The sequence below is a fragment of the Streptomyces sp. NPDC048182 genome (genome assembly GCF_043202555.1).
Taxonomy (GTDB): Bacteria; Actinomycetota; Actinomycetes; order Streptomycetales; family Streptomycetaceae; genus Streptomyces.
Map to the genome: position 1 here is coordinate 14,274 of NZ_JBIDAQ010000014.1, position 25,078 is coordinate 39,351.

Consider the following 25,078-nt stretch of genomic DNA (forward strand, 5'->3'; position numbering starts at 1 on the left):
CCGGGTCGGGTCAGGAGACGTGCCGGCGGGCCCGCAGGGCCAGGCTGAGGGCCAGCACGGTCTGCGGGTCGTCCAGGTCGGTGCCGAGCAGCTCGCCGATCCGGGCCAGCCGGTTGTAGAGGGTCTGCCGGTTCAGGTGCAGCTCGCGGGCCGTCTCCGCCTTGCGGCCCGCGTGCGCCAGGTAGGTCTGCAGGGTGGGCAGCAGCGGCGGCCGGGAGCGCTCGTCGTGGTCGCGCAGCGGGCCGATCGCCCGCTCCACGAACGCCGCAAGGTCCGGGTGGTCGCGCAGCCGCCACAGCAGCAGGTCGATGTCCAGGCGCCGGGCGTCGTACCAGGGGCGGTCGGTCAGGCCCTGCGCCGCCGACGCGGTCTCCGCGGCGTGCCGCAGGCCCGCCGACGCCGCCGCCCAGCCGCCGGCCACCCCGACCACCACGACCGGCGGCTGCGCTCCGGGGCGCTGCATCCCGGCCCGCTCCACGCCCGCCCGCAGCGCCGCCGCGACCCGGTCGGCCACCGTCGCCCGCTCCGTCTCCGCGCGCAGGCCGAGCAGCAGGGGGACCCGGCCCTCCACCGGGCGCACACCGAGCAGCACCGGCACGCCGACCGACGCCAGCTCCTCGGCGACCGCGCGCGCCAGCACCGCCCAGCCGCCGCCGGCCGGGGCCAGCGTCTCGCCGAGCCGCATCACCACCGGGAGCAGGGGGCTGGTGCCGGGCTTGAAGCCGAGGACGCGGGCCTGGGCGGGGGCGTCCTCGGCGGTGATTCGGCCCTCGGCGAGGTCGGTGAGGAAGTCGCCACGGCCACGCGCCGCCAGCTCCTCCTCCTGGCGGGCCTGCATCAGCACCACGGCGAGGATGTCGGCGGTGCGTTCGGCCGCCATCCGGTGCACCGCCGCCAGCGGGGAGCGCACCGGCAGCAGCACCAGGCGGGCCCGGACGGAACCGGTGCCTGGGCCGGTGCCCGGGCCGCCGCCGGGGACGTCCACCAGGACCGAGCCCGCCGGGGGCGGGGTGTCCTTGTGCTGGGCGCGCAGGCCCTCCCAGACCTGGAGCGGGTCGGCGCCCTCGGGGCCCGCGCCGGCGGCGTAGAGCAGGCGGCCGTCGGTGGTCTCCAGGAAGAGCGGGTTGGCGCAGAAGTCGGCCAGGATGCCGAGGACCTGGGGGACGCCGCCACCGCCGAGCAGGGCCTCCGTGCAGCGGCGGTGGACCTCCTCGGCGCGCTGGAGCAGCGCGTAGTGGCCGTTGACGATCTCGGTGTGGATCTCCTCCGTGACCGTCACGAACGGGACCTCGCGGTGCAGCTGGACCAGGGGGAGGCCGGTGGCGCGGGCCGTGTCGACGAGGGCGCTCGGGAGGCGGGTGAAGCGGGGGCCCAGCTCCATGACGAGGGCGGCGATGCCGCGGTCGGCGAGGGTGCGGACGAAGGCGCGTTGTTCCGCGGGGCGGGTGCCGAGGCCGTAGCCGGTGGTGAGGAGGAGCTCGCCGCCCTTGAGGAGGGAGGCGATGTTGGGGACCTCGCCGGCGTGGACCCAGCGGACGGCCCGGTGCAGGCGGTCGGCGCCGGCGAGGATCTCGGGGAGGCCGCTGCGGAGGGCGGGCAGCTCCAGCGCGCGCTGGACGGTGATGCCGGTGGGGCGGGCGCTGGTGCTCATGCAACGGACGGTACCTGCTCCGGCGTGACGGGGTGCCGACGTGACTGCAACGCCCTCAGGGGCGCGGGGCTGTGTCGATTTACGGCTCCGCCGCGCGGGCGCGACCAGCCACGACGCGCCCGCACCCGGAGTCATAGCGCAACCCGGCACTACGGGGGGGCGTGGCGCAGCCCGGCGCGACGGGGTGCCGCTGCGCCCACCCGTGCCGCCCCAGCGGCACGACTGCCCGCAGCTGGGTCGGCGGGCTCAGCCCCCGTACGCCCCGCTCGCCGTCAGGCGCAACGCCGTGTCGATCAAGGGGACGTGGCTGAAGGCCTGGGGGAAGTTGCCGACCTGGCGTTGGAGGCGGGGGTCCCATTCCTCGGCCAGGAGGCCCAGGTCGTTACGGAGGGCGAGGAGCTTCTCGAAGAGACGCCGGGCCTCGTCCACCCGGCCGATCATCGCCAGGTCGTCGGCCATCCAGAAGGAGCAGGCGAGGAACGCCCCCTCGTCGCCCTCCAGGCCGTCCACACCCGCGTCGCTGCCCTCGGTCGGGTAGCGCAGGATGAAGCCGTCCGACGTGGACAGCTCACGCTGGATGGCCTCGATGGTGCCGATGACCCGCTTGTCGTCCGGCGGCAGGAAGCCCATCTGCGGGATCAGCAGCAGCGAGGCGTCCAGCTCCTTGGAGCCGTACGACTGCGTGAAGGTGTTGCGCTCCTTGTCGTAGCCCCGCTCGCACACGTCCCGGTGGATGTCGTCGCGCAGCCGGTGCCACCGGTCGAGGGGGCCGTCCGCGTCGCCGGACTCGATCAGCTTGATGGTGCGGTCCACCGCGACCCAGGCCATCACCTTGGAGTGCACGAAGTGGCGGCGCGGGCCGCGCACCTCCCAGATGCCCTCGTCCGGCTCGTGCCAGTGGTCCTCCAGGTAGCGGATCAGCTTGAGCTGGAGCACCGAGGCGTAGTCGTTGCGGGCGAGGCCCGTCATGTGGGCCAGGTGCAGGGCCTCCGTCACCTCGCCGTAGACGTCCAGCTGGAGCTGGTGCGCCGCGCCGTTGCCCACCCGGACCGGGGTCGAGCCCTCGTAGCCGGGCAGCCAGTCCAGCTCGGCCTCGCCCAGCTCACGCTCGCCGGCGATGCCGTACATGATCTGGAGGTTCTCCGGGTCGCCGGCCACCGCGCGCAGCAGCCACTCGCGCCAGGCGCGGGCCTCCTCGCGGTAGCCGGTGCGCAGCAGCGAGGAGAGGGTGATCGCCGCGTCCCGCAGCCAGGTGTAGCGGTAGTCCCAGTTGCGGACGCCGCCGATCTCCTCCGGCAGGGAGGTGGTGGGCGCGGCGACGATGCCGCCGGTGGGGGCGTAGGTCAGGGCCTTCAGGGTGATCAGGGAGCGGACCACGGCCTCGCGGTAGGGGCCGTGGTACGTGCAGTTCTCGACCCAGTCCTGCCAGAACTCCTCCGTCGCCGCCAGCGACTGCTCCGGCTCGGGCAGCGCGGGCGCCGACTTGTGCGAGGGCTCCCAGGAGATGGTGAAGGCGATGCGGTCACCCGGCGCGACGGTGAAGTCGGCGTACGTGGTCAGCGCCTTGCCGTAGGTGTCCACGGACGTGTCGAACCACACGGAGTCCGGCCCGGCGACGGCCACGGTGCGCCCCTCGTGCTTGTGCACCCAGGGCACCACCCGGCCGTAGCTGAAGCGCATCCGCAGCTCCGAGCGCATCGGCACCCGGCCCGAGACGCCCTCCACGATGCGGATCAGCTGCGGGGCGCCGTCGCGCGGGGGCATGAAGTCGGTCACCCGGACGGTGCCGCGCGGGGTGTCCCACTCGGACTCCAGGATCAGCGAGTCGCCCCGGTAGCGGCGCCGGGCGGCGGTGGGCGGCTGGGAGCCGGCGGCGTGCGCCGGGCCGAGCCGCCAGAAGCCGTGCTCCTCGGTGCCGAGCAGGCCGGCGAAGATGGCATGCGAGTCGAAGCGGGGCAGGCACAGCCAGTCGACCGTGCCGTCCCGGCAGACCAGGGCGGCGGTCTGCATGTCTCCGATGAGTGCGTAGTCTTCGATGCGCCCGGCCACGTGCATCTCCAGTAGAAAACGGCCGCGTCACCCCGCGTGGGGCGGTCGCTGGTGCGGTCAAGGTGTCTGTGGGGTCTGTCGTGCTCGTCGAGTCATGCAGCAAACCAGCCGTCGGGCCGTCGAGCCAAACGCGGTGCCACAAAGGGTCAAGTGTCCCTCAGCGAACTTCCCTCAACGAACTGACTGCCGCGAGGCAGCGAACGTCCGAGCAGGATACGACGCACGTAGATGATCTGTGTGCCCCTCCGGGCGACGCGCATCCGCCGAACGGGTGAGCAATGGGTGAGAAACCGGTGAGCGGCGCGCGTCCGTGGCCGTCCGTGCGCGCAGCGTGGCCGGAAGCCGTCCCCCTTCGGCGCTGATACGCTGGTAGCCCGTGGACCGGTGGGAGCAAAACGCCGGAACCGCAGCGACGGCGCCGCCGGCGACACCCGGGAGATCCGGGCCCCGACGACCGCACCGCACTCCAGATCGCGACCACGGGAGCCCCCTCTTGGCCATGCCGCCCAAAGCTACGACGACCAAGCACATCTTCGTCACCGGGGGTGTCGCCTCCTCCCTCGGCAAGGGGCTGACGGCCTCCAGTCTCGGCATGCTGCTCAAGGCCCGGGGTCTGCGCGTCGTGATGCAGAAGCTCGACCCGTACCTCAACGTCGACCCGGGCACGATGAACCCCTTCCAGCACGGTGAGGTGTTCGTCACCAACGACGGCGCCGAGACCGACCTGGACATCGGCCACTACGAGCGCTTCCTCGACCGCGACCTGGACGGCTCGGCCAACGTCACCACCGGCCAGGTCTACAACACGGTGATCGCCAAGGAGCGGCGCGGCGAGTACCTGGGCGACACGGTCCAGGTCATCCCGCACATCACCAACGAGATCAAGCACCGCATCCGCCGCATGGCGACGGACGAGGTGGACGTCGTGATCACCGAGGTCGGCGGCACGGTCGGCGACATCGAGTCGCTGCCCTTCCTGGAGACCGTCCGCCAGGTCCGGCACGAGGTCGGCCGGGACAACGTGTTCGTGGTGCACATCTCCCTGCTGCCCTACATCGGCCCCTCCGGCGAGCTGAAGACCAAGCCGACCCAGCACTCCGTGGCCGCGCTGCGCAACATCGGCATCCAGCCGGACGCGATCGTGCTGCGCTGCGACCGCGAGGTGCCCACCGCGATCAAGCGCAAGATCTCCCTGATGTGCGACGTCGACGAGGCGGCCGTGGTGGCCTGCCCCGACGCCCGCTCGATCTACGACATCCCGAAGGTCGTGCACACCGAGGGCCTGGACGCCTACGTGGTCCGCAAGCTGGACCTGCCCTTCCGCGACGTGGACTGGACGACCTGGGACGACCTGCTCGACCGCGTCCACAACCCCGACCACGAGATCACCCTCGCCCTGGTCGGCAAGTACATCGACCTGCCCGACGCCTACCTCTCGGTCACCGAGGCGCTGCGCGCCGGCGGCTTCGCCAACAAGGCCCGCGTGAAGATCAAGTGGGTCACCTCCGACGACTGCAAGACCGCCGCCGGCGCCGAGGCGCAGCTCGGCGACGTCGACGCGATCTGCATCCCCGGCGGCTTCGGCGATCGCGGCGTGCTCGGCAAGGTCGGCGCGATCCGCTACGCCCGCGAGCAGAAGATCCCGCTGCTCGGCCTCTGCCTGGGCCTGCAGTGCATCGTGATCGAGGCCGCCCGGAACCTGGCGGACATCGGCGACGCCAACTCCACCGAGTTCGACCCCGCCACCGGCCACCCGGTCATCTCCACCATGGCCGAGCAGTTGGACATCGTGGCCGGCGAGGGCGACATGGGCGGCACCATGCGGCTCGGCATGTACCCGGCCAAGCTGGCCGAGGGCTCGATCGTGCGCGAGGTGTACGACGGCAAGGAGTACGTCGAGGAGCGCCACCGCCACCGCTACGAGGTGAACAACACCTACCGCGCGGAGCTGGAGAAGAAGGCCGGCGTGGTCTTCTCGGGCACCTCCCCGGACGGCAAGCTCGTGGAGTACGTGGAGTACCCGCGCGAGGTGCACCCCTACCTGGTCGCCACCCAGGCCCACCCGGAGCTGCGCTCGCGCCCGACCCGCCCGCACCCGCTCTTCGCGGGCCTGGTCAAGGCCGCGGTGGAGCGCAAGACGGGCAAGTGACGGGCCGGTAGCCCGCCGGTTGTACGGTGGCCGGGGCGCGCCCGCTTCAGCGGTGCGCGCCCCGGCTTTCGCGTCGGTACGCGTCGGTGAGGCGCTGCTGGAAGGGGTAGAGGACACGGCATGACGATCAAGGACACCCCCGAGGAGTGGGAGGTCCGGGCCACCGAGACTCCCTTCCGGGGCAAGAAGACCTCCGTCCGCACCGACGACGTGGTCATGCCCGACGGCTCCGTGGTCACCCGCGACTACCAGGTCCACCCCGGCTCCGTGGCCGTCCTCGCCCTGGACGACACGGGGCAGGTGCTGGTCATCCGCCAGTACCGGCACCCGGTGCGCGAGAAGCTCTGGGAGATCCCGGCCGGCCTGCTCGACGTGCCCGGCGAGAACCCGCTGCACGCGGCGCAGCGCGAGCTGTACGAGGAGGCGCACGTCAAGGCCGGGGACTGGCGGGTGCTCACCGACGTGTACACCTCGCCCGGCGGCTGCGACGAGGCCGTGCGGGTCTTCCTCGCCCGGGGCCTGTCCGAGGCGGAGGGCGAGCGCTTCGCCGCCGAGGACGAGGAGTCGGACATGGAGCTGACCCGGGTGCCGGTCGCGGAGCTGGCGCGCGGCGTCCTCGCCGGGGACCTGCACAACAGCTGCCTGGTGGTGGGCGTGCTGTCGCTGGTCGCGGCGCAGGCGGGCGACGGCCTGGACGCGCTGCGCCCGGCGGAGGCGCCGTGGCCCGCCCGGCCGTTCGAGGTCTGAGCGGCCGTAAGGCCCCGTGCGGGGTGATGGTGTGACCATCTGTTGATCCGATCGGGCGATGTGCCCGCCGTGCCCCGCCCGGCTCCGCCGAAATCGCCCCAGAGCCTGAACTAGGCTCGGGAAACGCCCGAACCGGAGTTCCGGCGGGCGCCGGCGTTTCGGTGGGATCGGGAGTGTGGCCCGTGACGGATCAGGCGGTGGACACGGACGGCGTGCGGCTCGCGGACGAGCCGGGCGGGGAGAGCTGGTTCCTCGGCCGCAACAGAGAGCTGAAGGACCTGCGCGCCGACATCGAGCGCGCGGGTCTGGACACCCTGTCCGGCCGCAAGGCCCCGCGCGCCCGCGTGCTGCTCATCGCGGGCCGCCCCGGCTCGGGCCGCACCGCGCTCGCCGAGGAACTGGCCGCCCAGGTCGCCGACGCCTACCCCGACGGCGTGCTCCGCGCCCGGCTGAGCGAACCCGACGGCACCCGCGTCCCGCCCGACCGCCTCGCCCGCGACCTGCTCACCGAGCTGGACGTCAGCGCCCCGCCCGGCGCCGGCGCCGACGACCTCGGGGTGATCCTGCGTGACGCGCTGGCCGACCGCCGCGTGCTGCTCCTCCTGGACGACGCGGCAGACGCCGAGCAGGTCGACGCCCTGCTCCCCGACACCCCCGACTGCCTGGCCGTCGCCGTCGCCGAGGGCCCGCTGACCGGCATCGCAGACGTCCGCCCCTGCACCCTGGGCGGCCTGGACACCAAGTCCGGCGTGGAGCTGGTCTCCCGGTACACCGGCTCGGTCCGGGTCACCGTCGACCCCCGCGCGGCCGAGCACCTGGTCGAGGTCTGCCAGGCCCAGCCCGCCGCGCTGCGGCTGGCCGGCGGCTGGCTCGCCGCCCGCCCCAAGGCGGCCGTCGCGGACCTGGCCAAGCACCTGAACGCGGAGAGCGACGAGGGCACCGCGCTCAGCCGCGTCTTCCGCCTGGTCTACGCCTCGCTGCCCAGCCCCGCCGCCCGGATGCTGCGCCTGCTCTCCCTCGCCCCGGCCGGCCTGGTCGACCCGCACACCGCCTCCGCGCTGGCCGGCTGCTCGGTGGCCGGCGCCCGCGCCACCCTGGACGACTTCACCCGCCTCGGCCTGCTGCGCGCGGCCGGCACCGCACCGCCGCAGTACGAGGTGCCCGGTTGCCTGCACCCGCTGCTCAAGGCGCTCGCCGACAGCAACGACCGGGCCGGTGAGCTGCAACTGGCCCGCGCCCGGATGCTGGAGCGCACGGTGCGCCTGCTCCAGTCCTGCCGCGCGGTCACCGAGACCGACAGCGCGCAGGCCCGCGAGCGGCTCCTGACCATGCCGCGGGAGCAGCGTTTCGCGAGCCCGCGCGCCGCCGCCGACTGGCTGCGCGCCCGCCGGCCCGCGCTGCTCGCCTCGGCCCGCCTGGCGGTGGCCGACGGGGACCTCGACACCCTCGCCCGGCGGCTGATGTCCCAGCTGGTGCGCGCCATGGTGGCCCACGTCGGCACCCAGGCCGCCGCCCCCGACCTGTACGGCATCCACCGCCTGGTGCTCGACGTGGCCGTGCGCCGCGAGCTGCCCCGCGAGCAGGCCGCCGCCCTGCTGAACCTGGCCGACCTGGACGCGCGCACCGGCCGGACCGCCGAGGCGCTGGTCCGCTACCGCGCCGCGCTGGACGCCGGACGCGCGGCGGACGACCCGTACGCGACCGCCCGGGCGATGGAATCCGTAGGCGGCGCCCACCTGGAGCTGGGGGACTACGACCGGGCCGCCGACTGGTACGGCCGCGCCCTCGCCCACCGGCTGGCCCGCGGCGAGCGCGTGGACGCCGCCCGGCTGCACGGCCGGCTGGCCACCGCCCACACCTACGCGGGGCGCTACGGCGAGGCGCAGCGGGGCTGGCGTGCGGCCGTCGCCGGGTACCGCAAGGCCGGTGATGTGCCCGCGCACGCCCGGGCGTTGAGCGAGCTGGCCCGGGTCCAGGAGTACGCCGGGCGGCCCGGGGAGTCGCTGCGCACCTGCGAGGAGGCCGTCGAGCTGGCCCGGCGGGCCGAGGACGACCGGCTGCGGGCCGCGCTGCACCTGCGCCTCGCCGACACCCTGGAGCGCCTCGGCGACCCGGCGGCGGCCCGGCTGCACCGCGAGACGGGTTCGCGATTGCTGGGGGAGGGCGGCGGAAATGCCTGCGAAATCCGCAGCACATCTGGCGAAGATTGATGCATTGAAAGGCTAGACAGCGGGAACACCTTCATTAGACTGGCTCTGCCGCACCTTCTCCTGCGGTCTCTCCCGTTGTGCCCCCGCACGGACGGGTACGCGTAGCAATAGACCCATCCTCTGAGCCAAGGACCGTGATCGACGTGAAGGTCGGTATCCCCCGCGAGGTCAAGAACAACGAGTTCCGGGTGGCCATCACCCCCGCCGGTGTGAACGAGCTGGTGCGCCACGGCCACCAGGTCGTCATCGAGCGCGGCGCCGGCGTCGGCTCCTCGATCCCCGACGCCGAGTACGTGGCCGCCGGCGCGCAGATACTCGACACCGCCGACGAGGTCTGGGCCGCCGCCGACCTGCTGCTGAAGGTCAAGGAGCCGATCGCGGAGGAGTACCACCGCCTCCGCAAGGACCAGACGCTCTTCACCTACCTGCACCTGGCCGCCTCCAAGGAGTGCACGGACGCGCTCATCGAGTCCGGCACCACCGCGATCGCGTACGAGACGGTGGAGCTGCCCAACCGCGCGCTCCCGCTGCTCGCCCCGATGTCCGAGGTCGCGGGCCGCCTGGCCCCGCAGGTCGGCGCCTACCACCTGATGGCCGCCCAGGGCGGTCGCGGCGTGCTGCCCGGCGGCGTCCCCGGCGTGCTGGCCGGCAAGGCCGTCGTCATCGGCGGCGGCGTCTCCGGCTGGAACGCGGCGCAGATCGCCATCGGCATGGGCTTCCACGTGACCCTGCTGGACAAGGACATCAACAAGCTCAAGGAAGCCGACAAGATCTTCGGCACGAAGATCCAGACGGTGGTCTCCAACGCCCTGGAGCTGGAGAAGGCGTGCCTGGAGGCCGACCTCGTCATCGGCGCCGTCCTGGTGCCGGGCGCCAAGGCCCCGAAGCTGGTCACCAACGAGCTGGTCTCCCGGATGAAGCCCGGAAGTGTCCTTGTCGACATCGCGATCGACCAGGGCGGCTGCTTCGAGGACTCCCACCCGACCACGCACGCCGAGCCGACCTTCCCGATCCACCAGTCGGTGTTCTACTGCGTCGCCAACATGCCCGGCGCGGTGCCCAACACCTCCACCTACGCGCTGACCAACGCGACGCTGCCGTACATCGTCGAACTGGCCGACCGCGGCTGGGCCGAGGCGCTGCGCCGCGACCCCGCGCTCGCCAAGGGCCTCAACACCCATGACGGCAAGGTCGTCTACAAGGAGGTCGCCGAGGCGCACGGCCTGGACCACGTCGAGCTGCTCACGCTGCTGGGCTAGCCAACTCGGAGTCCCCAAAAGGCGATACGTCAACACACGTCGTCAACATCACGCATCCGGCCGGACCTTGCCGACAGGTCCGGCCGGATGTGTGTATGGTCACTTTGCGCTGCTCGGCCAACTCGCCTCGAACGCAACGCTTCGACCGATTCGTGCACCGGTGAAACCTGCCGTGCGACGGCTGTACGCCCTTGACAGAGGGTTGTTTCCTTGCCGACACATCCGGCCGGGTCCGGCGGATTGTGTTGCTGCGGACGCCCGACACGCCATAGAGTCGCCGAACGTCGGCATGGTGCCACGCTGACCTGTCGAGAAGGATCCTGGTCACCAAGGAGGTAAGACGACTTGTGAATGAGTCGACATTTACTCCCGGGGGTGGTCAACCAGGAGCCCCCGCGCGGGCCGCAGGCCCCGGGCACGGCGAGGCTGTCGGCTCCGTCGCAGTACGCACCCACACAGCCCACCGGAGTCCGCAGGAAACTCGGACAGCACACATGAGCATGGATGGCCAACACGTGAACGCCATGGCCGGCGACGGAAGTGGCGCCTCCCGCAACCACTTCACCTCCCTCGACGACGAAGTGCCCGAGGGGCACTTCTACGACCCGGACGCGGAGTACGAGCCCGATCCCGAGTACGCGGCCACGCTCGCGCCCGACGCGGCCCGCCAGCGCCGCGAGCGCGTCGGCCCGACCGGGCGTCCGCTGCCGTACTTCCCCATTCCGGGGCCGCTGACCGACCACGGTCCGGCGAAGATCATCGCGATGTGCAACCAGAAGGGCGGCGTCGGCAAGACCACGTCGACCATCAACCTGGGCGCCGCGCTCGCCGAGTACGGGCGCCGGGTGCTGCTCGTCGACTTCGACCCGCAGGGCGCGCTCTCCGTGGGCCTCGGCGTCAACCCGATGGAGCTGGACCTCACCGTCTACAACCTGCTCATGGAGCGGGGCATGGCGGCCGACGAGGTGCTGCTGAAGACCGCGGTCCCCAACATGGACCTGCTGCCCAGCAACATCGACCTCTCGGCGGCCGAGGTGCAGCTGGTGAGCGAGGTGGCGCGGGAGTCGACGCTGCAACGCGCCCTGAAGCCGCTGATGGACGACTACGACTACATCGTGATCGACTGCCAGCCCTCGCTCGGCCTGCTCACCGTCAACGCGCTGACCGCCGCGCACAAGGTGATCGTGCCGCTGGAGTGCGAGTTCTTCGCGCTGCGCGGGGTCGCGCTGCTGACCGAGACCATCGAGAAGGTCCAGGAGCGGCTCAACCCCGACCTGGAGCTGGACGGCATCCTCGCAACGATGTACGACTCGCGCACCGTGCACAGCCGCGAGGTGCTCGCCCGGGTGGTCGAGGCGTTCGACGACCACGTCTACCACACAGTCATCGGGCGCACGGTCCGCTTCCCGGAGACCACGGTCGCCGGTGAGCCGATCACCACGTACGCCTCCAACTCCGTCGGTGCCGCCGCCTACCGCCAGCTCGCCAGGGAGGTGCTCGCCCGGTGTCACGCCGAGTGAGTCTGCCGGGGGCCGACGAACTCTTCCGCACGACAGGGGGTACGGCGCTGCAGTCGTCCACCCCGCGGCGGCCGGCCGGGGGTGACACCCGGGTGCCGGCGCCGGCGGGGGAGAGCGACCCGGCGGGCGCCGAGGACGCGCCGCAGTCGGTGCCCGCGCAGGGCGGCGACGGCGAGGGCGCCGAGCACGCGGCGGCGGAGCCGGCCGGGGTCGGCGAGTCACGCAGCCGGGGCGGGGAGCGCCCGGGGCCGGACGAGGGCGGGGCGCAGGAAGGTTCAGCCGACCGGCCCCGCAAGCGCGGCGGTCGGGCCGCCGCCCGGCGGCCCAGCGGGCGTGAGCGGCACGACGAGAAGATCACCGTGTACGTCTCCGCCGAGGAGCTGATGGACCTGGAGCACGCCCGCCTGGTGCTCCGCGGCGAGCACGGCCTCGCCGTCGACCGCGGCCGGATCGTCCGCGAAGCGGTCGCGGTGGTCCTCGCCGACCTCGAATCGCGCGGGGACGCCAGCATCCTGGTGCGCCGGCTGCGCGGGCGGTGACGGGTAACCTGCGGGGGCGATGACCCCGACCGACCCGCCCCGCGCCCCCACCCGCCGCCGCACCCTGGGCAGGGGCCCGGGCACCCCGCCCGACACCGCCCCGGACTCCGAGCCGCGCGACTCGCCCCGGACCCCGGCGACCGGCCCCGCTGTCGCGCCGGACCCCGAGGTCTCGGCTGCCGACAGCGTGGACGCGTTGGGCCCGGCGGCCCGCAGCCTGGGACGGACCCGGCCGATCGCCCCTTCGCCCGCGCACCCGGCGACCGGCCCCGCTGCCGCGCCCGACCCCGAAGCCCCGGCTGCCGACGGCGGGGGCGAGCCGGATCCGGCGGCCCGCGGCCCGGTGCAGGCGCCGCCCGCCGTCCCGTCGCCGTCCGGTGAGGCCGCGGTCCCGCAGCCGGTCGCCGAGGCCGCGGCGGAGCCGTCCGGGCCGGAGGGCGACGGTGCCGGTGGGGTCTTCAAGGTGCGGCTGGCGAACTTCGAGGGGCCCTTCGATCTGCTGCTCCAGCTGATCTCCAAGCACAAGATGGACGTCACCGAGGTCGCCCTGTCGCGGGTGACCGACGAGTTCATGGCGCACATCCGGGCGCGGGGGAGCGACTGGGACCTCGACGAGACGACCGAGTTCCTGGTCGTCGCCGCCACCCTGCTCGACCTGAAGGCGGCCCGGCTGCTGCCCGTCGCCGAGGTGGAGGACGAGGCCGACCTGGCCCTCCTGGAGGCCCGCGACCTGCTGTTCGCGCGGCTGCTCCAGTACCGGGCGTACAAGCAGGTCGCCGACATCTTCAACCGGCGCCTGGAGGAGGAGGCCCACCGGTACCCCCGTACCGTCGGGCTCGAACCGCACTACGCCGAACTGCTGCCCGAGGTCGTCATCAGCATCGGCCCCGAGGGCTTCGCGCGGCTCGCCGTGAAGGCGATGCAGCCGAAGCCCAAGCCGCAGGTCTACGTCGAGCACATCCACGCGCCGCTGGTCAGCGTGCAGGAGCAGGCCGGGATCGTGGTCACGCGGCTGCGGGAACTGGGCGAGGCCAGCTTCCGGGCGCTGGTCGAGGACACCGACGACACCCTGACCGTCGTCGCCCGCTTCCTCGCCCTCCTGGAGCTCTACCGGGAGAAGGCCGTGGAGCTGGACCAGGAGACCGCCCTCGGGGAGCTGACCGTGCGCTGGACGGGCGGTGACGGCGAGGCCGCTCCCAGGGTCACCGACGAGTTCGACCGGGCGCCGGAGCCCGCCGAGGAGGGGAAGGAACCGTGAGCGAGACCACCGAGGTGCCGGCCGGCGCGGAGAGCGCCGCCGGGCTCGACCTCAAGCCCGCCCTGGAGGCCATGCTCATGGTCGTGGACGAGCCCGCGACCGAGGCGCACCTCGCCAGGATCCTGGAACGCCCCCGCCGCCAGATCGCCGACGCCCTGCGCGAGCTGGCCGACGAGTACACCGTCCAGAACCGCGGCTTCGAGCTGCGCTTCGTCGCCGGCGGCTGGCGCTTCTCCACCCGCGCCGCCTACGCCCCGGCGGTGGAGCGCCTGGTCCTGGACGGCCAGACCGCCCGCCTCACCCAGGCCGCCCTGGAGACCCTCGCGGTGGTGGCGTACCGCCAGCCGGTCAGCCGCAGCCGCGTCTCCGCGGTGCGCGGGGTGAACTGCGACGGCGTGATGCGCACCCTGCTCCAGCGCGGGCTGGTCGAGGAGGCGGGCACGGAACCCGAGACAGGTGCGATCCTGTACGTGACGACGAACTACTTCCTGGAGCGGATGGGCCTGCGCGGCCTGGACGAACTGCCGGAACTCGCGCCCTTCCTCCCCGAGGCGGCGGCGATCGAGGCCGAGACCCAGGAAGGGGTCCCGTCGTTCGATCCGGACGCCCCGGACTCCGGGGACGCAGACGACCAGACGGAAACTTGATGCGAAACAGCAGCGGCAGGAACAGCAGCGGAAACAACGGCGGGAGCCGTGGTGGCAACAGCGGCGGCCGCGGCGGGAGCAGTGGTGGCGGTCGCGGCAACTACCGCGGCGCCGGTAACGACCGCGACGACAAGCCGGCCGGCCGGCCGAAGAAGCCCCGCCCCGAGGAGCGGCGCTACGACGTCGGTCCCGGCGCCACCCAGGACGGGCCGAAGTCGGGCCGCGGCCCCTCGGCCCGCGGCGGCGCCAAGGGCGGCCCGAAGCGGCCCCAGCAGCGCGGCCGCTCGACCCCGGCCACGTCCCGCGAGTACGAGACCCGCGCCGAGGAGCGCAACCGGGACCGGTACGCCGGCAAGCCGGACGTCAAGCTGCCGAAGACCTTCCCCGGCGCCGAGCAAGAGGGCGAGCGGCTCCAGAAGGTCCTCGCCCGGGCCGGCTACGGCTCCCGGCGGGCCTGCGAGGAGCTGATCGAGCAGGCCAGGGTCGAGATCAACGGCGAGATCGTCCTGGAGCAGGGCCGCCGGGTCGACCCGGAGAAGGACGAGGTCAAGGTCGACGGCCTGACCGTGGCGACGCAGTCGTACCAGTTCTTCTCGCTGAACAAGCCCGCCGGCGTCGTCTCCACCATGGAGGACCCGGAGGGCCGGCAGTGCCTCGGGGACTACGTCACCAACCGCGAGACCCGGCTCTTCCACGTGGGCCGGCTCGACACGGAGACCGAGGGCGTCATCCTGCTCACCAACCACGGCGAGCTGGCCCACCGGCTGACCCACCCGAAGTACGGCGTGAAGAAGACCTACCTCGCGCACATCGTGGGCCCGATCCCGCGCGACCTCGGCAAGCGCCTGAAGGACGGCATCCAGCTGGAGGACGGGTACGCGCGCGCGGACCACTTCCGGGTCGTCGAGCAGACCGGCAAGAACTACCTGGTCGAGGTCACCCTGCACGAGGGCCGCAAGCACATCGTGCGCCGGATGCTCGCCGAGGCGGGCTTCCCGGTCGACAAGCTGGTGCGCACCTCCTTCGGCCCGATCACCCTGGGCGACCAGAAGTCGGGCTGGCTGCGCCGCCTGTCCAACACCGAGGTCGGCATGCTGATGCAGGAGGTCGACCTGTAGGGCGCACCTCGCGCCGTACGCCCCTCCCCCTTTATGGTCGTGCTGACGATAAGGGGGGAGTCGTACATGTCATCACGTACGACGAAGCAGCCGCCGTCGTCACCGACGACACCCAGATGACGCTGGCACTCGGCCGGGGCCTGCGCACGGCGATGGGCAGGTCGGCTCCAAGGGCTGCGGCGCCAACATGCGGGTCGCGCCGGTCGGCCTGGTGCCCGGCCTGAGCGACGAGCAGCGCGCGGGCGCGGCCCAGTTGCAGTCCGCGTTCACCCACGGCCATCCGACCGCGCCGGCCGCCTCCGACCTCACCGCGCACGCCGTACGCCTGCTCGCCGAGGGTGCCGAGCCCGCCGCGCTGACCGGCCTGCTGCGGGCCTACGCCCACGAGCACCGCACCCGCTACCGCGAGCAGTGGCTCGGCGACCTGTGGACCCGCTCCCACGACCCCACCCCCGAGCACTTCACCGCGCGCGGCTGGGACGAGTGCCTCGCGGTCCTCGACCGCCTGGAGGAGGCGGTGCGCACCGCCCCGCCCGAGGACGACCCCTGCCTGGCCGTCGGCGAGGGCTGGATCGCCGAGGAGGCGCTGGCCGCCGGACTGCTCCGCTTCCTGCTCTTCCCCGAGGACCCGGTCACCGCACTGCGCCGGGCCGCCTGCACCTCGGGCGACTCCGACTCCATCGAGTACCGGGGCGAACTGCTGGCGCTCGGGGCACTCTGGGACGCTTGATCCATGAACCCCGATGTCCGCGTCGACGCGCCCGCCGTCGACCTCGCCCCGGTGATCGCCGAGCAGCCGCACCCGGTGCTGTTCGCCACGGTCTCCGGCGCCCACCTCTACGGCTTCCCGTCCCGGGACTCCGACGTCGACCTGCGCGGTGTCCACCTGCTGCCCGCCGCCGACCTGATCGGGCTGCGGGAGCCGGAGGAGACGCGGTCGCGGATGTGGGTGCGGGACGGCGTCGAGATGGACCTGGTCACGCACGACCTGCGCAAGTTCGCGCGGCTGATGCTGCGGCGCAACGGCTACGTCCTCGAGCAGCTGCTGTCCCCGCTCGTCGTGCACACCGGGGAGGCGCACCGCGAGCTGGCGGCGCTCGCCCCGGGCGTCCTCACCAGCCACCACGCCCATCACTACCGGGGGTTCGCCGCGACCCAATGGCGGCTGTTCGAGAAGAGCGGCGAGCTGAAGCCGCTGCTGTACACCTTCCGGGTGCTGCTCACCGGCATCCACCTGATGCGCAGCGGCGCGCTGGAGGCCCATCTGCCGACCCTGATCGGGCACGTGGCGGAGGCCCCCGCCCACCTGCCGGAGCTGATCGCCGCCAAGGCGGAGCGCGAGCACGGGGACGCCGACGTGGACCACGCGCGCGTGCGGGGTGACGTGGAGCGACTGCACGCCGTCCTCGACGAGGCGCAGGCGGCCTCAGTGCTGCCCGGGGCCGCCACCGCGCACGACGCCCTGCACGACTTCGTCGTCCGGGTGCGCCTGGAGCGCTGAGGCGCGGCGGGTGCGGATCAGGAAGTCCTCCACCCGGCGGTGGTCGGGCTCCTCGGGGAGCGGGGTGCGGTGGGCGGCGTGGGCCGCCTCCTCCGTCAGGCGGGTCATCCTGGACTCCACCTCCGGCCAGGGGACCTCGCCCCGCTTCACCGCGAGGAGGGACTCGCGCTCGGCGCTCACGTCCAGGGTGAGGACGCCGGTGCGCAGCAGGTCGCGGGCGCTGGTCAGCAGGCGCAGCAGATGCATGGCGTGCTTCCAGCGCGGGGCGCCGTGCACGCGCACGTCGGCGTCCAGCCTGCGGCGCTGGCCGACGGCGTAGCGGACGAAGGTGTCGTGGACCCGGCGGGAGAGGAACGCGCCGCGCAGGGCGAGCAGTTCGCGGCCCGTGGCGTCGGCGTGCTCCACCAGCGGGGAGTGCAGGCACTCCAGGATGTTCGGGTTGGCGCGCAGGGCCAGCTCGCAGAAGCGCTCCAGCTCCCAGCTGAACTGCTCCGGCGCCGGCCCCTCCACATGGGTGGGCGGCTTCTCGAAGCGCCAGAAGAGCGGGGTGGGCGCCAGGTACACGCCCCGCCGGTCCGTGTCGCTGCCCTCCGTCGCCAGGCCGAAGGCGCGCGAGCCCATGACACAGGCGTAGACCGTGTGGTCGCGGACCAGGGACGCGGGCGGGAGTGGGGGAGGGGAGGGCATGAGGGGGAGCGTACGGCGGGCTGACGGGGCGGGCGCAGTGAATATGCCCGCGTCTCAGGGGTCGGGCCGCGCGTACCGGGGCCGCGCGTCCTGACTACGCTGGACGTGCCAGCAGACCACCCGCACATCAGCGGTACGCAGCAAGGAGCCGGAACGTGGCGGTACGAGCGGTGCGGGGCGCCGTCCAACTGGAGCGGGACGAGGCGGGGCACATGGACGAGCAGGTCGCCGCCCTGCTCACCGCCGTCCTGGAGCGCAACGACCTCACCGGCGACGACCTGATCAGCGTCTGGTTCACGGCCACGCCGGACCTGCACAGCGACTTCCCGGCCGCCGCGGCCCGCAGGCTCGGCATCACCGACGTGCCGCTGATCTGCGCCCAGGAGCTGGACATCGCCGGCGCCATGCCGCGCGTCGTGCGCGTCCTCGCCCACGTCGAGTCCGACCGGCCCCGGGCCAAGATCTCGCACGTCTACCTCGGCGCCGCCGCGGCCCTGCGCAAGGACATCGCCCAGTGAGAACCGCCCTCGTCATCGGCACCGGCCTCATCGGCACCTCCGCCGCCCTCGCCCTGTCCCGGCGCGGCGTCACCGTGCACCTCGCCGACCACGACCCCGAGCAGGCCCGCACCGCCGCCGCGCTCGGCGCCGGCACCTGCGAGGCCCCCGAAGGGCCGGTCGACCTCGCGGTGGTCGCCGCCCCGCCCGCCCTGGTGGCCGACGTCCTCGCCGACGCCATGGCGGCAGGGGCGGCCCGCGGGTACATCGACGTGGCCAGCGTCAAGGGCGGCCCCCGGCGCGAGCTGGAGGAGCGCGGCCTCGACCTGTCGGCCTACCTGGGCACGCACCCCATGTCCGGGCGCGAGCGCTCCGGCCCGCTGGCCGCCACCGCCGACCTCTTCGAGGGCCGCCCCTGGGTGCTCACCCCCACCCGGGACACCGACACCGAGGTGCTGAATCTCGCCCTGGAGCTGGTCTCGCACTGCCGCGCCGTGCCCGTCGTGATGGACGCCGACGCCCACGACCGCGCCGTGGCCCTCGTCTCCCACATGCCCCACCTGGTCTCCAGCCTGGTCGCCGCCCGCCTGGAGCACGCCGAGGAGGCCGCCGTGCGGCTGTGCGGGCAGGGCATCCGCGACGTGACCCGGATCGCCGCCTCCGACCCCCGGATGTGGATCGACATCCTCTCCGCCAACCCGGGCCCGGTCGCCGACCTGCTCACCGACGTCGCCGCCGACCTGGAGGAGACGGTGCGGGCCCTGCGCGCCCTGCAGTCCGCCGACGCCGACAAGCGTCAGGAGGGCGGCGGCGGCATCGCCGAGGTGCTGCGGCGCGGCAACGCCGGGCAGGTGCGGGTCCCGGGCAAGCACGGCTCGGCGCCCCGCGCCTACCAGACCGTGGCCGTCCTCATCGACGACCAGCCCGGCCAGCTGGCCCGCATCTTCGCCGACGCCGGGCGGGCCGGCGTCAACATCGAGGACGTGCGCATCGAGCACGCCACCGGTCAGCAGGCCGGCCTGGTGCAGCTGCTGGTCGAGCCCAAGGCCGCCGCGGGGCTCACCAAGGCGCTGGAGGAGCTGGGCTGGGCGATCCGGCAGTGACCCCGGTCCCCGGGGCCGGGGCCGGGCGGGCGGCTGTCGGAGGTGTCCCCGGGAGCCAGTAACCTGGTGCGGGGGGCCCTGGGCGTGTCCTGGCGCCCCGCACACCACCCACCGCATCGCACCAGGAAGGTGTCCTCCCGTGGAAAACGGCGCCGCCCCGACCGCCCAGGCCGTGATTGTCGCCATCGACGGCCCCTCCGGCACGGGCAAGTCGAGCACGTCGAAGGCCGTCGCCGCGCAGCTCGGGCTCAGCTACCTGGACACCGGCGCCCAGTACCGGGCGATCACCTGGTGGATGGTCACCAACGGCATCGACACCGACGACCCGCACCAGATCGCCGCCGCGGCCGGCAAGCCCGAGATCCTCTCCGGCACCGACCCGGCCGCCCCGACGATCACGGTCGACGGCACGGACGTCGCCGGGCCGATCCGCACCCAGGAGGTCACCTCCAAGGTCAGCGCCGTCAGCGCCGTCCCCGAGGTGCGGGCCCGGATCACCGAGCTGCAGCGCACCATCGCCGCCTCCGCGCCGCTCGGCATCGTCGTCGAGGGCCGCGACATCGGCACCACCGTGCTGCCCGACGCCGACCTGAAGATCTTCCTCACCGCCTCCCCGGAGGCCCGCGCGGCCCGCCGCAGCGGTGAGCTGAAGGGCGCCGACGTGCACGCCACCCGCGAGGCCCTGATCAAGCGCGACGCGGCCGACTCCAGCCGCAAGACCTCGCCGCTGGCCAAGGCCGGCGACGCGGTGGAGGTGGACACCACCGCCCTCACCCTCCCGCAGGTCATCGAGTGCGTCGTCACCCTCGTCGAGGAGAAGCGGGCCGGGAAGTGACCCAGCCCGCCCTCCCCTCCGAGAGAGGCGCCGACGTCGGGCGGCGCATCGGCGTCGGCCTGATGTACGGGCTGTGGCGCCCGCGGGTGCTCGGCGCCTGGCGGGTGCCCGCGACCGGTCCGGTGATCTTCGCCGTGAACCACTCGCACAACATCGACGGCCCCATGGTCATGGGCGTGGCGCCCCGGCCGACGCACTTCCTGATCAAGCGGGAGGCGTTCGTCGGCCCGCTCGGCACCTTCCTGACCGGCATCGGCCAGCTGAAGGTGGACCGCCACTCCGCCGACCGCGCGGCCATCGGCCAGGCGCTCGGCGTCCTGGCGGCCGGCGGCGTCCTGGGCATCTTCCCGGAGGGCACCCGGGGCGAGGGCGACTTCGCCTCGCTGCGCGCCGGGCTCGCCTACTTCGCGGTCCGCAGCGGCGCCCCGATCATCCCGGTCGCCGTGCTGGGAAGCGCGGAGCGCCGCGGACGGCTGATAGGGGGGCTGCCTCCGCTGCGCTCCCGGGTCGACGTCGTCTTCGGCGACCCCTTCGACGCCATCGAAGGGGTGCGAAGCTCGGATACGGGTGGTGGTGGGCGACGGGCGGGCGGCAGCGGGCGGCGCACCCGCAAGGCCCTGGACGAGGCGACCGAGCGGATCCAGAAGCAGCTCGCCGCGCACCTGGAGCACGCCAGGCGCCTCACCGGCGGCCGGGCGACACTTGAGTAGTGGATCACCCAGTACAGGGGTGTCCACCGATCACCACGATGAACGAGGTACGGACTTCATGAACGACCACATCCCCTCCGACGGCTCGGGCGAGGAGCACGACCACGGGGCGCTTGGCGACGCCGAATACGCGGCGTTCATGGAGCTGGCCGCCGAAGAGGGCTTCGACGCCGAGGAGGTCGAGGGCGCGATCGAGGCGGCCGGGCACGGCCCGCTGCCGGTGCTCGCCGTCGTCGGCCGCCCCAATGTCGGCAAGTCGACCCTGGTGAACCGGATCATCGGCCGCCGCGAGGCGGTCGTCGAGGACAAGCCCGGCGTCACCCGCGACCGCGTCACCTACGAGGCCGAATGGGCCGGGCGCCGCTTCAAGGTGGTCGACACCGGCGGCTGGGAGCAGGACGTCCTCGGCATCGACGCCTCCGTGGCCGCGCAGGCCGAGTACGCCATCGAGGCCGCCGACGCGGTCGTCTTCGTGGTGGACGCCAAGGTCGGCGCCACCGACACCGACGAGGCCGTGGTCCGGCTGCTGCGCAAGGCCGGCAAGCCGGTGGTGCTGTGCGCCAACAAGGTGGACGGCCCCAGCGGCGAGGCCGACGCCTCCTACCTGTGGTCCCTCGGCCTCGGCGAGCCCCACCCGGTCTCCGCGCTGCACGGCCGCGGCACCGGCGACATGCTCGACCAGGTCCTGGAGGCGCTGCCCGAGGCGCCGGCGCAGACCTTCGGCACCGCCGTCGGCGGCCCGCGCCGCATCGCCCTGATCGGCCGGCCCAACGTCGGCAAGTCCTCGCTGCTGAACAAGGTGGCGGGCGAGGACCGCGTCGTCGTCAACGAGATGGCCGGCACCACCCGCGACCCGGTGGACGAGCTGATCGAGCTGGGCGGCGTCACCTGGAAGTTCGTGGACACCGCGGGCATCCGCAAGCGCGTCCACCTCCAGCAGGGCGCCGACTACTACGCCTCGCTGCGCACCGCCGCCGCCGTGGAGAAGGCCGAGGTGGCCGTGATCCTCCTCGACGCCGCGGACACGATCTCGGTGCAGGACCAGCGGATCGTCACCATGGCCGTCGAGGCGGGCCGCGCGGTCGTGCTGGCCTTCAACAAGTGGGACACCCTTGACGAGGAGCGCCGCTACTACCTGGAGCGGGAGATCGAGACCGAGCTGGGCCAGGTCGCCTGGGCGCCCCGGGTCAACGTCTCGGCGCGGACCGGGCGGCACATGGAGAAGCTGGTCCCGGCCATCGAGGCCGCGCTGGACGGCTGGGAGACCCGCGTCCCGACCGGCCGCCTGAACGCCTTCCTCGGCGAGCTGGTCGCCGCCCACCCGCACCCCGTGCGCGGCGGCAAGCAGCCCCGGATCCTGTTCGGCACCCAGGCGGGCACCAAGCCGCCGCGGTTCGTGCTCTTCGCCTCCGGCTTCATCGAGGCGGGCTACCGGCGCTTCATCGAGCGCCGGCTGCGCGAGGAGTTCGGCTTCGAGGGCACCCCGATCCACATCTCGGTGCGGGTGCGCGAGAAGCGCGGCGCGAAGCGGAAGTAGCAGGGCAGCACGGAGGGGGGGGCCCCGCCCCCGGGCGGCCCCCCCCCCCCCCCCCCCCCCCCCCCCCCCGCCCCCGCCGCCCGCCCCCCCGGCCCCCCCCCCGGGGGGGGGGGGGGGGGGGGGGCCCGGGGGGCCCCCGGGGGGGGGGGCGGCCCCCCCGGGGGGGGGGCCCCGGCCCGGGGCCCCCCCCTCCGCCGTACCCGCCCGCTCGCTCAGAGGCCCCTGCGCGGCGCCGGCGGCAGCGCCGCCGGGATGTGGTGCGTGCCGGGCCGCTGCCAGAGCGCCTGCTGGCCCGAGCGGGCGCTCTGCGCCCCCGCGCTGTAGGCGCTGTAGCCGCCCCGGCTGCGCGGGATGCTCCGGAAGGAGGTGAACCCCAGCTCCTCCTCGCCGCTGCGGTCGCCCGGCAGCGAACGGAAGGACTTCACGTACTCGGCGTAGAGCTTGTCGTAGATCGGCGTGGCCGAGGGGCCGCCCTGGCGGTGGAAGGCGTCGTATGCGTGCACGTATGTCCAAACGACCCCGGGCGGGAAGGGATGCGGCCCGCCCGCCGGGGACGTCGGGCGGGAGGTCAGGTGCCCGCGAGCGGCAGCGCGGCGGTGACCAGGTGGCCGCCGGCGGCGGCCCGGTCCAGGGCGTCGCGCATCAGGTCCTCGCGCGGCTGACGCCCGATGGAGCCGGCCGGGCCGGCGAACATGAGCACCTGCTGGTGCTTGTTGGCCGCCGTGCGCCAGCCCTCGGTGACCTGGAGCGGCTGGTGCGCCTGCCACCAGGCCACCGGGCGTCCGCCGTCCGCCCCCGGCTGGAGCACCGCGTGCAGCTGGCCCATGGCGAGCAGCACCGACCAGCCGTGCAGCACGGACGGCACCACGGACAGCTCGGTGAGCGGCATGAAGCCCTGCTCGATCAGCAGCGGCAGGAAGTCGTCCCCGGGCCCCGTCGAGCCGGGGCGCGCGATGGGCCCGGTCGGCTCCACCACCAGGGCCGGGTGCAGCTCGCCCCCGAGCAGCACCAGGCCGCTGGTGACGCCGAGCACCGCCTGCTCGGTCGCCCCGGCGGGGGGCTCCGGCTGCTGCTGGGCGGCGTCCGCGCCGATGGAGCGCGCGGCCCCCTGGAGCTGCTCCTCGCTCACCCTGACCACCTGGGAGGGCAGACAGCCGGCGTGCGCGAAGGCGAGCACGGCCGTCTCCTCGCCGACGAACAGGACGGTGCTGGTCCGCTCCTGCTCGCAGTCGCCAGGGGTGCGGCAGGACGTGCAGTCGTAGGTGCCCGGGGCGGACTCCCCGGCGAGCAGGCGGTCGGCTTCTTCGTCGCCGATCTCGGCGCGTACGTCGTCGCCGACGTCGAGCATGCGCGGCACGGGTGGCTCCCTCGGATGCGGTGCGTGACGGGACCGGGTGGCTCCCCGGCCCTTGCAGGGGACAACGCCGGAAGCGGGGCCGGAGTAACGCCCTCGGGCCGGACGGAGCGGGGGAACCTGGCGGAAACCGTGAAGCCCGCGTGTGCGGTCCGTGTCGGTTTTCGGCGGTGGCGCATTGCGCAGAAAACGTCCTGGAAGTGAATCGGAGGCGACCGCGAAGTGCCGTCGCGGCCTTAGTCCGCCGTTCTTCCGGCGGCCGGTCGCGACACGCGGAAATGTCGCTCGAATGCCTGCTTCAGGCGGCCGGAACCGCCCATGCGGGTGACGGAGTTCGACCGGAACGTACGCCCGGTTCTTGTGACAGAAGCGTGACGGGGGCAGCGTTCGCCGCCTCGGCGGGCATAGCGTGGCGGCATGGCACCGATTCCGACACCGCAGCCCGAACCCCAGGACAGCACGGAGACCTACGTCGGCCAGGACGCCGAGGCGGCCGAGCGGCTCGCGCGCGAGCGGGGCTGGTCGACCGTCCGCTCACTGGCGCCGGGGACGGTAATCACCATGGAGTACCGGGTGGGCCGGCTCAACTTCGAGGTCGAGGACGGCCGGGTGACCCGCGCCTGGAAGGGCTGAGGCCCCGCCGGACGCCGTGGCCGCGGGGCCGTCAGCCGCCCGACAGGTGATGGCGCGGCGCCGGGGCAGCGCCCCGTGCGTGGCGCTCGGTGTGCGGCGGCCGACGGCTCCCGGCGGGGGTGACCGGCGTGCGCTCCGAGCGGGGCGTGTGCGGACCCGGGGCCAGGTGGACCGGCGTGCGGTTGCGCGCCGACGCGGCCGGCTCGCGCGCCGGGGTCCCCTCGCGGTCGGCGTCGGGCCCGGTGAGCAGCGCCGGGGTGACGGCCGGTCGGCCGGCCGGTGCGGGCCGCGGGCGGCGGCGCCGGGCGAGCCAGCCGTCGCGCAGGCCGAGCAGCCAGGTCTCGGCGCGGGTGATCAGCGGCTCGGTCCAGGGCAGCGCCAGCAGGACGAGCAGGCCCGCGGTCCAGCCCAGGACCACGTCGCTCAGCCAGTGCGTACCGAGGTAGACGGTGGACATCCCGACGCCGAGCGAGGTGACCGCCGAGATCGCGGACAGCCAGCGCCTGGCCCGCGGCGTGGACGCCAGATAGGCCAGGATTCCCCAGGTCACCACGGCGTTGGCGGTGTGGCCGCTGGGAAATATATCGCCGCCGCGCCACATCTCGTTCGAGCCGATCACGGTCGCGTAGTGCGGGCCGAGCCGGCCCATGCCGAGCTTCGCGGCACCGACGGTGATGTTCAGCAGGAGCAGCGAGGAGCCGAGCGCGAGCAGCGGGCGCAGGGTGTGCTGCCGCCAGGAGCGCCAGCCCAGCCAGGCCGCGACCATCACCGCGGTCGGGCCGCGCTGGCCGAGCACCACGTAGTAGTCGACGAAGGCGTGGATCTGCGGCCACTGCTGGTAGGGCCGGAAGAACATGACCTGCCAGTCGAGGCGGACCAGCCACGAGGTGACCACCACGGCCCACACGATGGCGCCGTAGAACACGAGGGCTCCGGCGAGCAGCGCAAGCCGGTGCCGGCTCATCGTCGGCACGTCCAGGAGGGCCGGGCGTTCCGGCTCCCGGTCGAGTCTCGCGAACACCCGGTCCAGACGGGTGAGGCTCCGTTCGGTATGCACCCAATCGACGTTACAGC

At 73.6% G+C, this 25,078-nt stretch carries 22 protein-coding genes and 1 pseudogene; 17 read left to right on the plus strand and 6 right to left on the minus strand.

Going from position 1 to position 25,078, the window contains the following annotated elements:
• Positions 1-10 precede the first annotated feature (10 nt).
• The gene (locus ACGFZL_RS24720; protein ID WP_393694817.1) at positions 11-1,651 is read right to left on the minus strand and encodes a PucR family transcriptional regulator; all 1,641 of its coding nucleotides are present in this window, start codon (positions 1,649-1,651) and stop codon (positions 11-13) included.
• 246 nt (positions 1,652-1,897) lie between these two features.
• Positions 1,898-3,700, minus strand: coding sequence for a glycoside hydrolase family 15 protein (locus ACGFZL_RS24725; RefSeq protein WP_355175387.1), 1,803 nt, complete (start codon positions 3,698-3,700; stop codon positions 1,898-1,900).
• Positions 3,701-4,199: 499 nt separating this feature from the next.
• On the opposite strand from ACGFZL_RS24725, the gene ACGFZL_RS24730 reads away from it, so the two are divergent.
• The 11 genes and pseudogenes from ACGFZL_RS24730 (at position 4,200) to ACGFZL_RS24780 (ending at position 16,648) form a co-directional block, all read left to right on the plus strand.
• A complete protein-coding gene (locus tag ACGFZL_RS24730) occupies positions 4,200-5,849 on the plus strand; it encodes a CTP synthase (protein ID WP_355175389.1) in 1,650 nt (549 codons plus the stop codon).
• A gap of 120 nt (positions 5,850-5,969) precedes the next feature.
• Entirely contained in the window at positions 5,970-6,596 is a 627-nt protein-coding gene (locus ACGFZL_RS24735) for an NUDIX domain-containing protein (protein ID WP_393694820.1), read from the plus strand.
• A gap of 182 nt (positions 6,597-6,778) precedes the next feature.
• Positions 6,779-8,806 carry a tetratricopeptide repeat protein gene (locus tag ACGFZL_RS24740; RefSeq protein WP_393694822.1) on the plus strand — a complete coding sequence of 676 codons (2,028 nt, stop codon included), beginning with the start codon at positions 6,779-6,781 and terminating at the stop codon, positions 8,804-8,806.
• Between the two features lie 134 nt (positions 8,807-8,940).
• Positions 8,941-10,065 carry an alanine dehydrogenase gene (ald, locus tag ACGFZL_RS24745; protein ID WP_355175395.1) on the plus strand — a complete coding sequence of 375 codons (1,125 nt, stop codon included), beginning with the start codon at positions 8,941-8,943 and terminating at the stop codon, positions 10,063-10,065.
• A 494-nt stretch (positions 10,066-10,559) separates the two neighbouring features.
• Positions 10,560-11,585 carry a ParA family protein gene (locus ACGFZL_RS24750; protein WP_355175397.1) on the plus strand — a complete coding sequence of 342 codons (1,026 nt, stop codon included), beginning with the start codon at positions 10,560-10,562 and terminating at the stop codon, positions 11,583-11,585.
• Positions 11,570-12,124 (plus strand): hypothetical protein, encoded by a 555-nt coding sequence (locus ACGFZL_RS24755; RefSeq protein WP_393694825.1) that lies wholly within the window; start codon positions 11,570-11,572, stop codon positions 12,122-12,124. Before ACGFZL_RS24750 ends, ACGFZL_RS24755 begins: the two co-directional genes overlap by 16 nt.
• Before the next feature lie 19 nt (positions 12,125-12,143).
• The gene (locus ACGFZL_RS24760) at positions 12,144-13,382 is read left to right on the plus strand and encodes a segregation/condensation protein A (RefSeq protein ID WP_393694827.1); all 1,239 of its coding nucleotides are present in this window, start codon (positions 12,144-12,146) and stop codon (positions 13,380-13,382) included.
• The gene (gene scpB, locus ACGFZL_RS24765) at positions 13,379-14,029 is read left to right on the plus strand and encodes an SMC-Scp complex subunit ScpB (protein WP_355175403.1); all 651 of its coding nucleotides are present in this window, start codon (positions 13,379-13,381) and stop codon (positions 14,027-14,029) included. The genes ACGFZL_RS24760 and scpB overlap by 4 nt, the downstream gene beginning before the upstream one ends.
• Positions 14,029-15,147: a pseudouridine synthase gene (locus tag ACGFZL_RS24770; protein ID WP_355175405.1), complete on the plus strand. Its 1,119-nt coding sequence runs from the start codon at positions 14,029-14,031 to the stop codon at positions 15,145-15,147. The genes scpB and ACGFZL_RS24770 overlap by 1 nt, the downstream gene beginning before the upstream one ends.
• A 92-nt stretch (positions 15,148-15,239) precedes the next feature.
• A pseudogene (locus ACGFZL_RS24775) lies at positions 15,240-15,877 on the plus strand (ADP-ribosylglycohydrolase family protein); the annotation flags it as partial.
• 3 nt (positions 15,878-15,880) lie between these two features.
• Positions 15,881-16,648, plus strand: a complete 768-nt coding sequence (locus ACGFZL_RS24780) for a DNA polymerase beta superfamily protein (RefSeq protein WP_393694830.1) — start codon at positions 15,881-15,883, stop codon at positions 16,646-16,648.
• On the opposite strand, the gene ACGFZL_RS24785 is transcribed toward ACGFZL_RS24780, so the two are convergent.
• Positions 16,574-17,335: a DNA polymerase beta superfamily protein gene (locus tag ACGFZL_RS24785; RefSeq protein ID WP_393694832.1), complete on the minus strand. Its 762-nt coding sequence runs from the start codon at positions 17,333-17,335 to the stop codon at positions 16,574-16,576. The two genes, ACGFZL_RS24780 and ACGFZL_RS24785, sit on opposite strands and share 75 nt — an antisense overlap.
• Before the next feature lie 155 nt (positions 17,336-17,490).
• Between ACGFZL_RS24785 and aroH the strand changes: the two genes are divergently transcribed.
• From aroH to der, 5 genes are all read left to right on the plus strand, one after another.
• Positions 17,491-17,853, plus strand: coding sequence for a chorismate mutase (gene aroH / locus ACGFZL_RS24790; protein ID WP_393694834.1), 363 nt, complete (start codon positions 17,491-17,493; stop codon positions 17,851-17,853).
• Positions 17,850-18,935: a prephenate dehydrogenase gene (locus ACGFZL_RS24795; protein WP_393694836.1), complete on the plus strand. Its 1,086-nt coding sequence runs from the start codon at positions 17,850-17,852 to the stop codon at positions 18,933-18,935. The genes aroH and ACGFZL_RS24795 overlap by 4 nt, the downstream gene beginning before the upstream one ends.
• Positions 18,936-19,074: 139 nt before the next feature.
• On the plus strand, positions 19,075-19,770 hold the full coding sequence (gene cmk / locus ACGFZL_RS24800) for a (d)CMP kinase (RefSeq protein ID WP_355175413.1): 696 nt from the start codon (positions 19,075-19,077) through the stop codon (positions 19,768-19,770).
• Between the two features lie 62 nt (positions 19,771-19,832).
• Positions 19,833-20,480, plus strand: coding sequence for a lysophospholipid acyltransferase family protein (locus tag ACGFZL_RS24805; RefSeq protein ID WP_393695055.1), 648 nt, complete (start codon positions 19,833-19,835; stop codon positions 20,478-20,480).
• A 58-nt stretch (positions 20,481-20,538) separates the two neighbouring features.
• Positions 20,539-22,017, plus strand: coding sequence for a ribosome biogenesis GTPase Der (der, locus tag ACGFZL_RS24810; protein WP_393694839.1), 1,479 nt, complete (start codon positions 20,539-20,541; stop codon positions 22,015-22,017).
• Positions 22,018-22,229: 212 nt separating this feature from the next.
• On the opposite strand, the gene ACGFZL_RS24815 is transcribed toward der, so the two are convergent.
• Together ACGFZL_RS24815 and ACGFZL_RS24820 are read right to left on the minus strand one after the other, a co-directional pair.
• On the minus strand, positions 22,230-22,520 hold the full coding sequence (locus ACGFZL_RS24815; RefSeq protein WP_355175419.1) for a hypothetical protein: 291 nt from the start codon (positions 22,518-22,520) through the stop codon (positions 22,230-22,232).
• Positions 22,521-22,585: 65 nt separating this feature from the next.
• A complete protein-coding gene (locus tag ACGFZL_RS24820; protein WP_393694841.1) occupies positions 22,586-23,374 on the minus strand; it encodes a hypothetical protein in 789 nt (262 codons plus the stop codon).
• Between the two features lie 414 nt (positions 23,375-23,788).
• Here ACGFZL_RS24820 and ACGFZL_RS24825 point away from each other — a divergent pair, with 414 nt between their 5' ends.
• Positions 23,789-24,004, plus strand: coding sequence for an I78 family peptidase inhibitor (locus ACGFZL_RS24825; RefSeq protein WP_355175423.1), 216 nt, complete (start codon positions 23,789-23,791; stop codon positions 24,002-24,004).
• Positions 24,005-24,035: 31 nt separating this feature from the next.
• Here ACGFZL_RS24825 and ACGFZL_RS24830 read toward each other — a convergent pair whose 3' ends face one another.
• Positions 24,036-25,061 carry a phosphatase PAP2 family protein gene (locus ACGFZL_RS24830; RefSeq protein WP_393694843.1) on the minus strand — a complete coding sequence of 342 codons (1,026 nt, stop codon included), beginning with the start codon at positions 25,059-25,061 and terminating at the stop codon, positions 24,036-24,038.
• Between the last annotated feature and the right edge of the window lie 17 nt (positions 25,062-25,078).

Bases quoted from the DNA above. Each gene is read 5' to 3' on its own strand.
- ACGFZL_RS24720 (WP_393694817.1), bottom strand. From the start codon at position 1,651: ATGAGCACCAGCGCCCGCCCCACCGGCATCACCGTCCAGCGCGCGCTG.
- ACGFZL_RS24730 (WP_355175389.1), top strand. From the start codon at position 4,200: ATGCCGCCCAAAGCTACGACGACCAAGCACATCTTCGTCACCGGGGGT.
- ACGFZL_RS24735 (WP_393694820.1), top strand. From the start codon at position 5,970: ATGACGATCAAGGACACCCCCGAGGAGTGGGAGGTCCGGGCCACCGAG.
- ACGFZL_RS24750 (WP_355175397.1), top strand. From the start codon at position 10,560: ATGAGCATGGATGGCCAACACGTGAACGCCATGGCCGGCGACGGAAGT.
- ACGFZL_RS24760 (WP_393694827.1), top strand. From the start codon at position 12,144: ATGACCCCGACCGACCCGCCCCGCGCCCCCACCCGCCGCCGCACCCTG.
- ACGFZL_RS24770 (WP_355175405.1), top strand. From the start codon at position 14,029: ATGCGAAACAGCAGCGGCAGGAACAGCAGCGGAAACAACGGCGGGAGC.
- ACGFZL_RS24780 (WP_393694830.1), top strand. From the start codon at position 15,881: ATGAACCCCGATGTCCGCGTCGACGCGCCCGCCGTCGACCTCGCCCCG.
- ACGFZL_RS24785 (WP_393694832.1), bottom strand. From the start codon at position 17,335: ATGCCCTCCCCTCCCCCACTCCCGCCCGCGTCCCTGGTCCGCGACCAC.
- ACGFZL_RS24805 (WP_393695055.1), top strand. From the start codon at position 19,833: ATGTACGGGCTGTGGCGCCCGCGGGTGCTCGGCGCCTGGCGGGTGCCC.
- der (WP_393694839.1), top strand. From the start codon at position 20,539: ATGAACGACCACATCCCCTCCGACGGCTCGGGCGAGGAGCACGACCAC.
- ACGFZL_RS24825 (WP_355175423.1), top strand. From the start codon at position 23,789: ATGGCACCGATTCCGACACCGCAGCCCGAACCCCAGGACAGCACGGAG.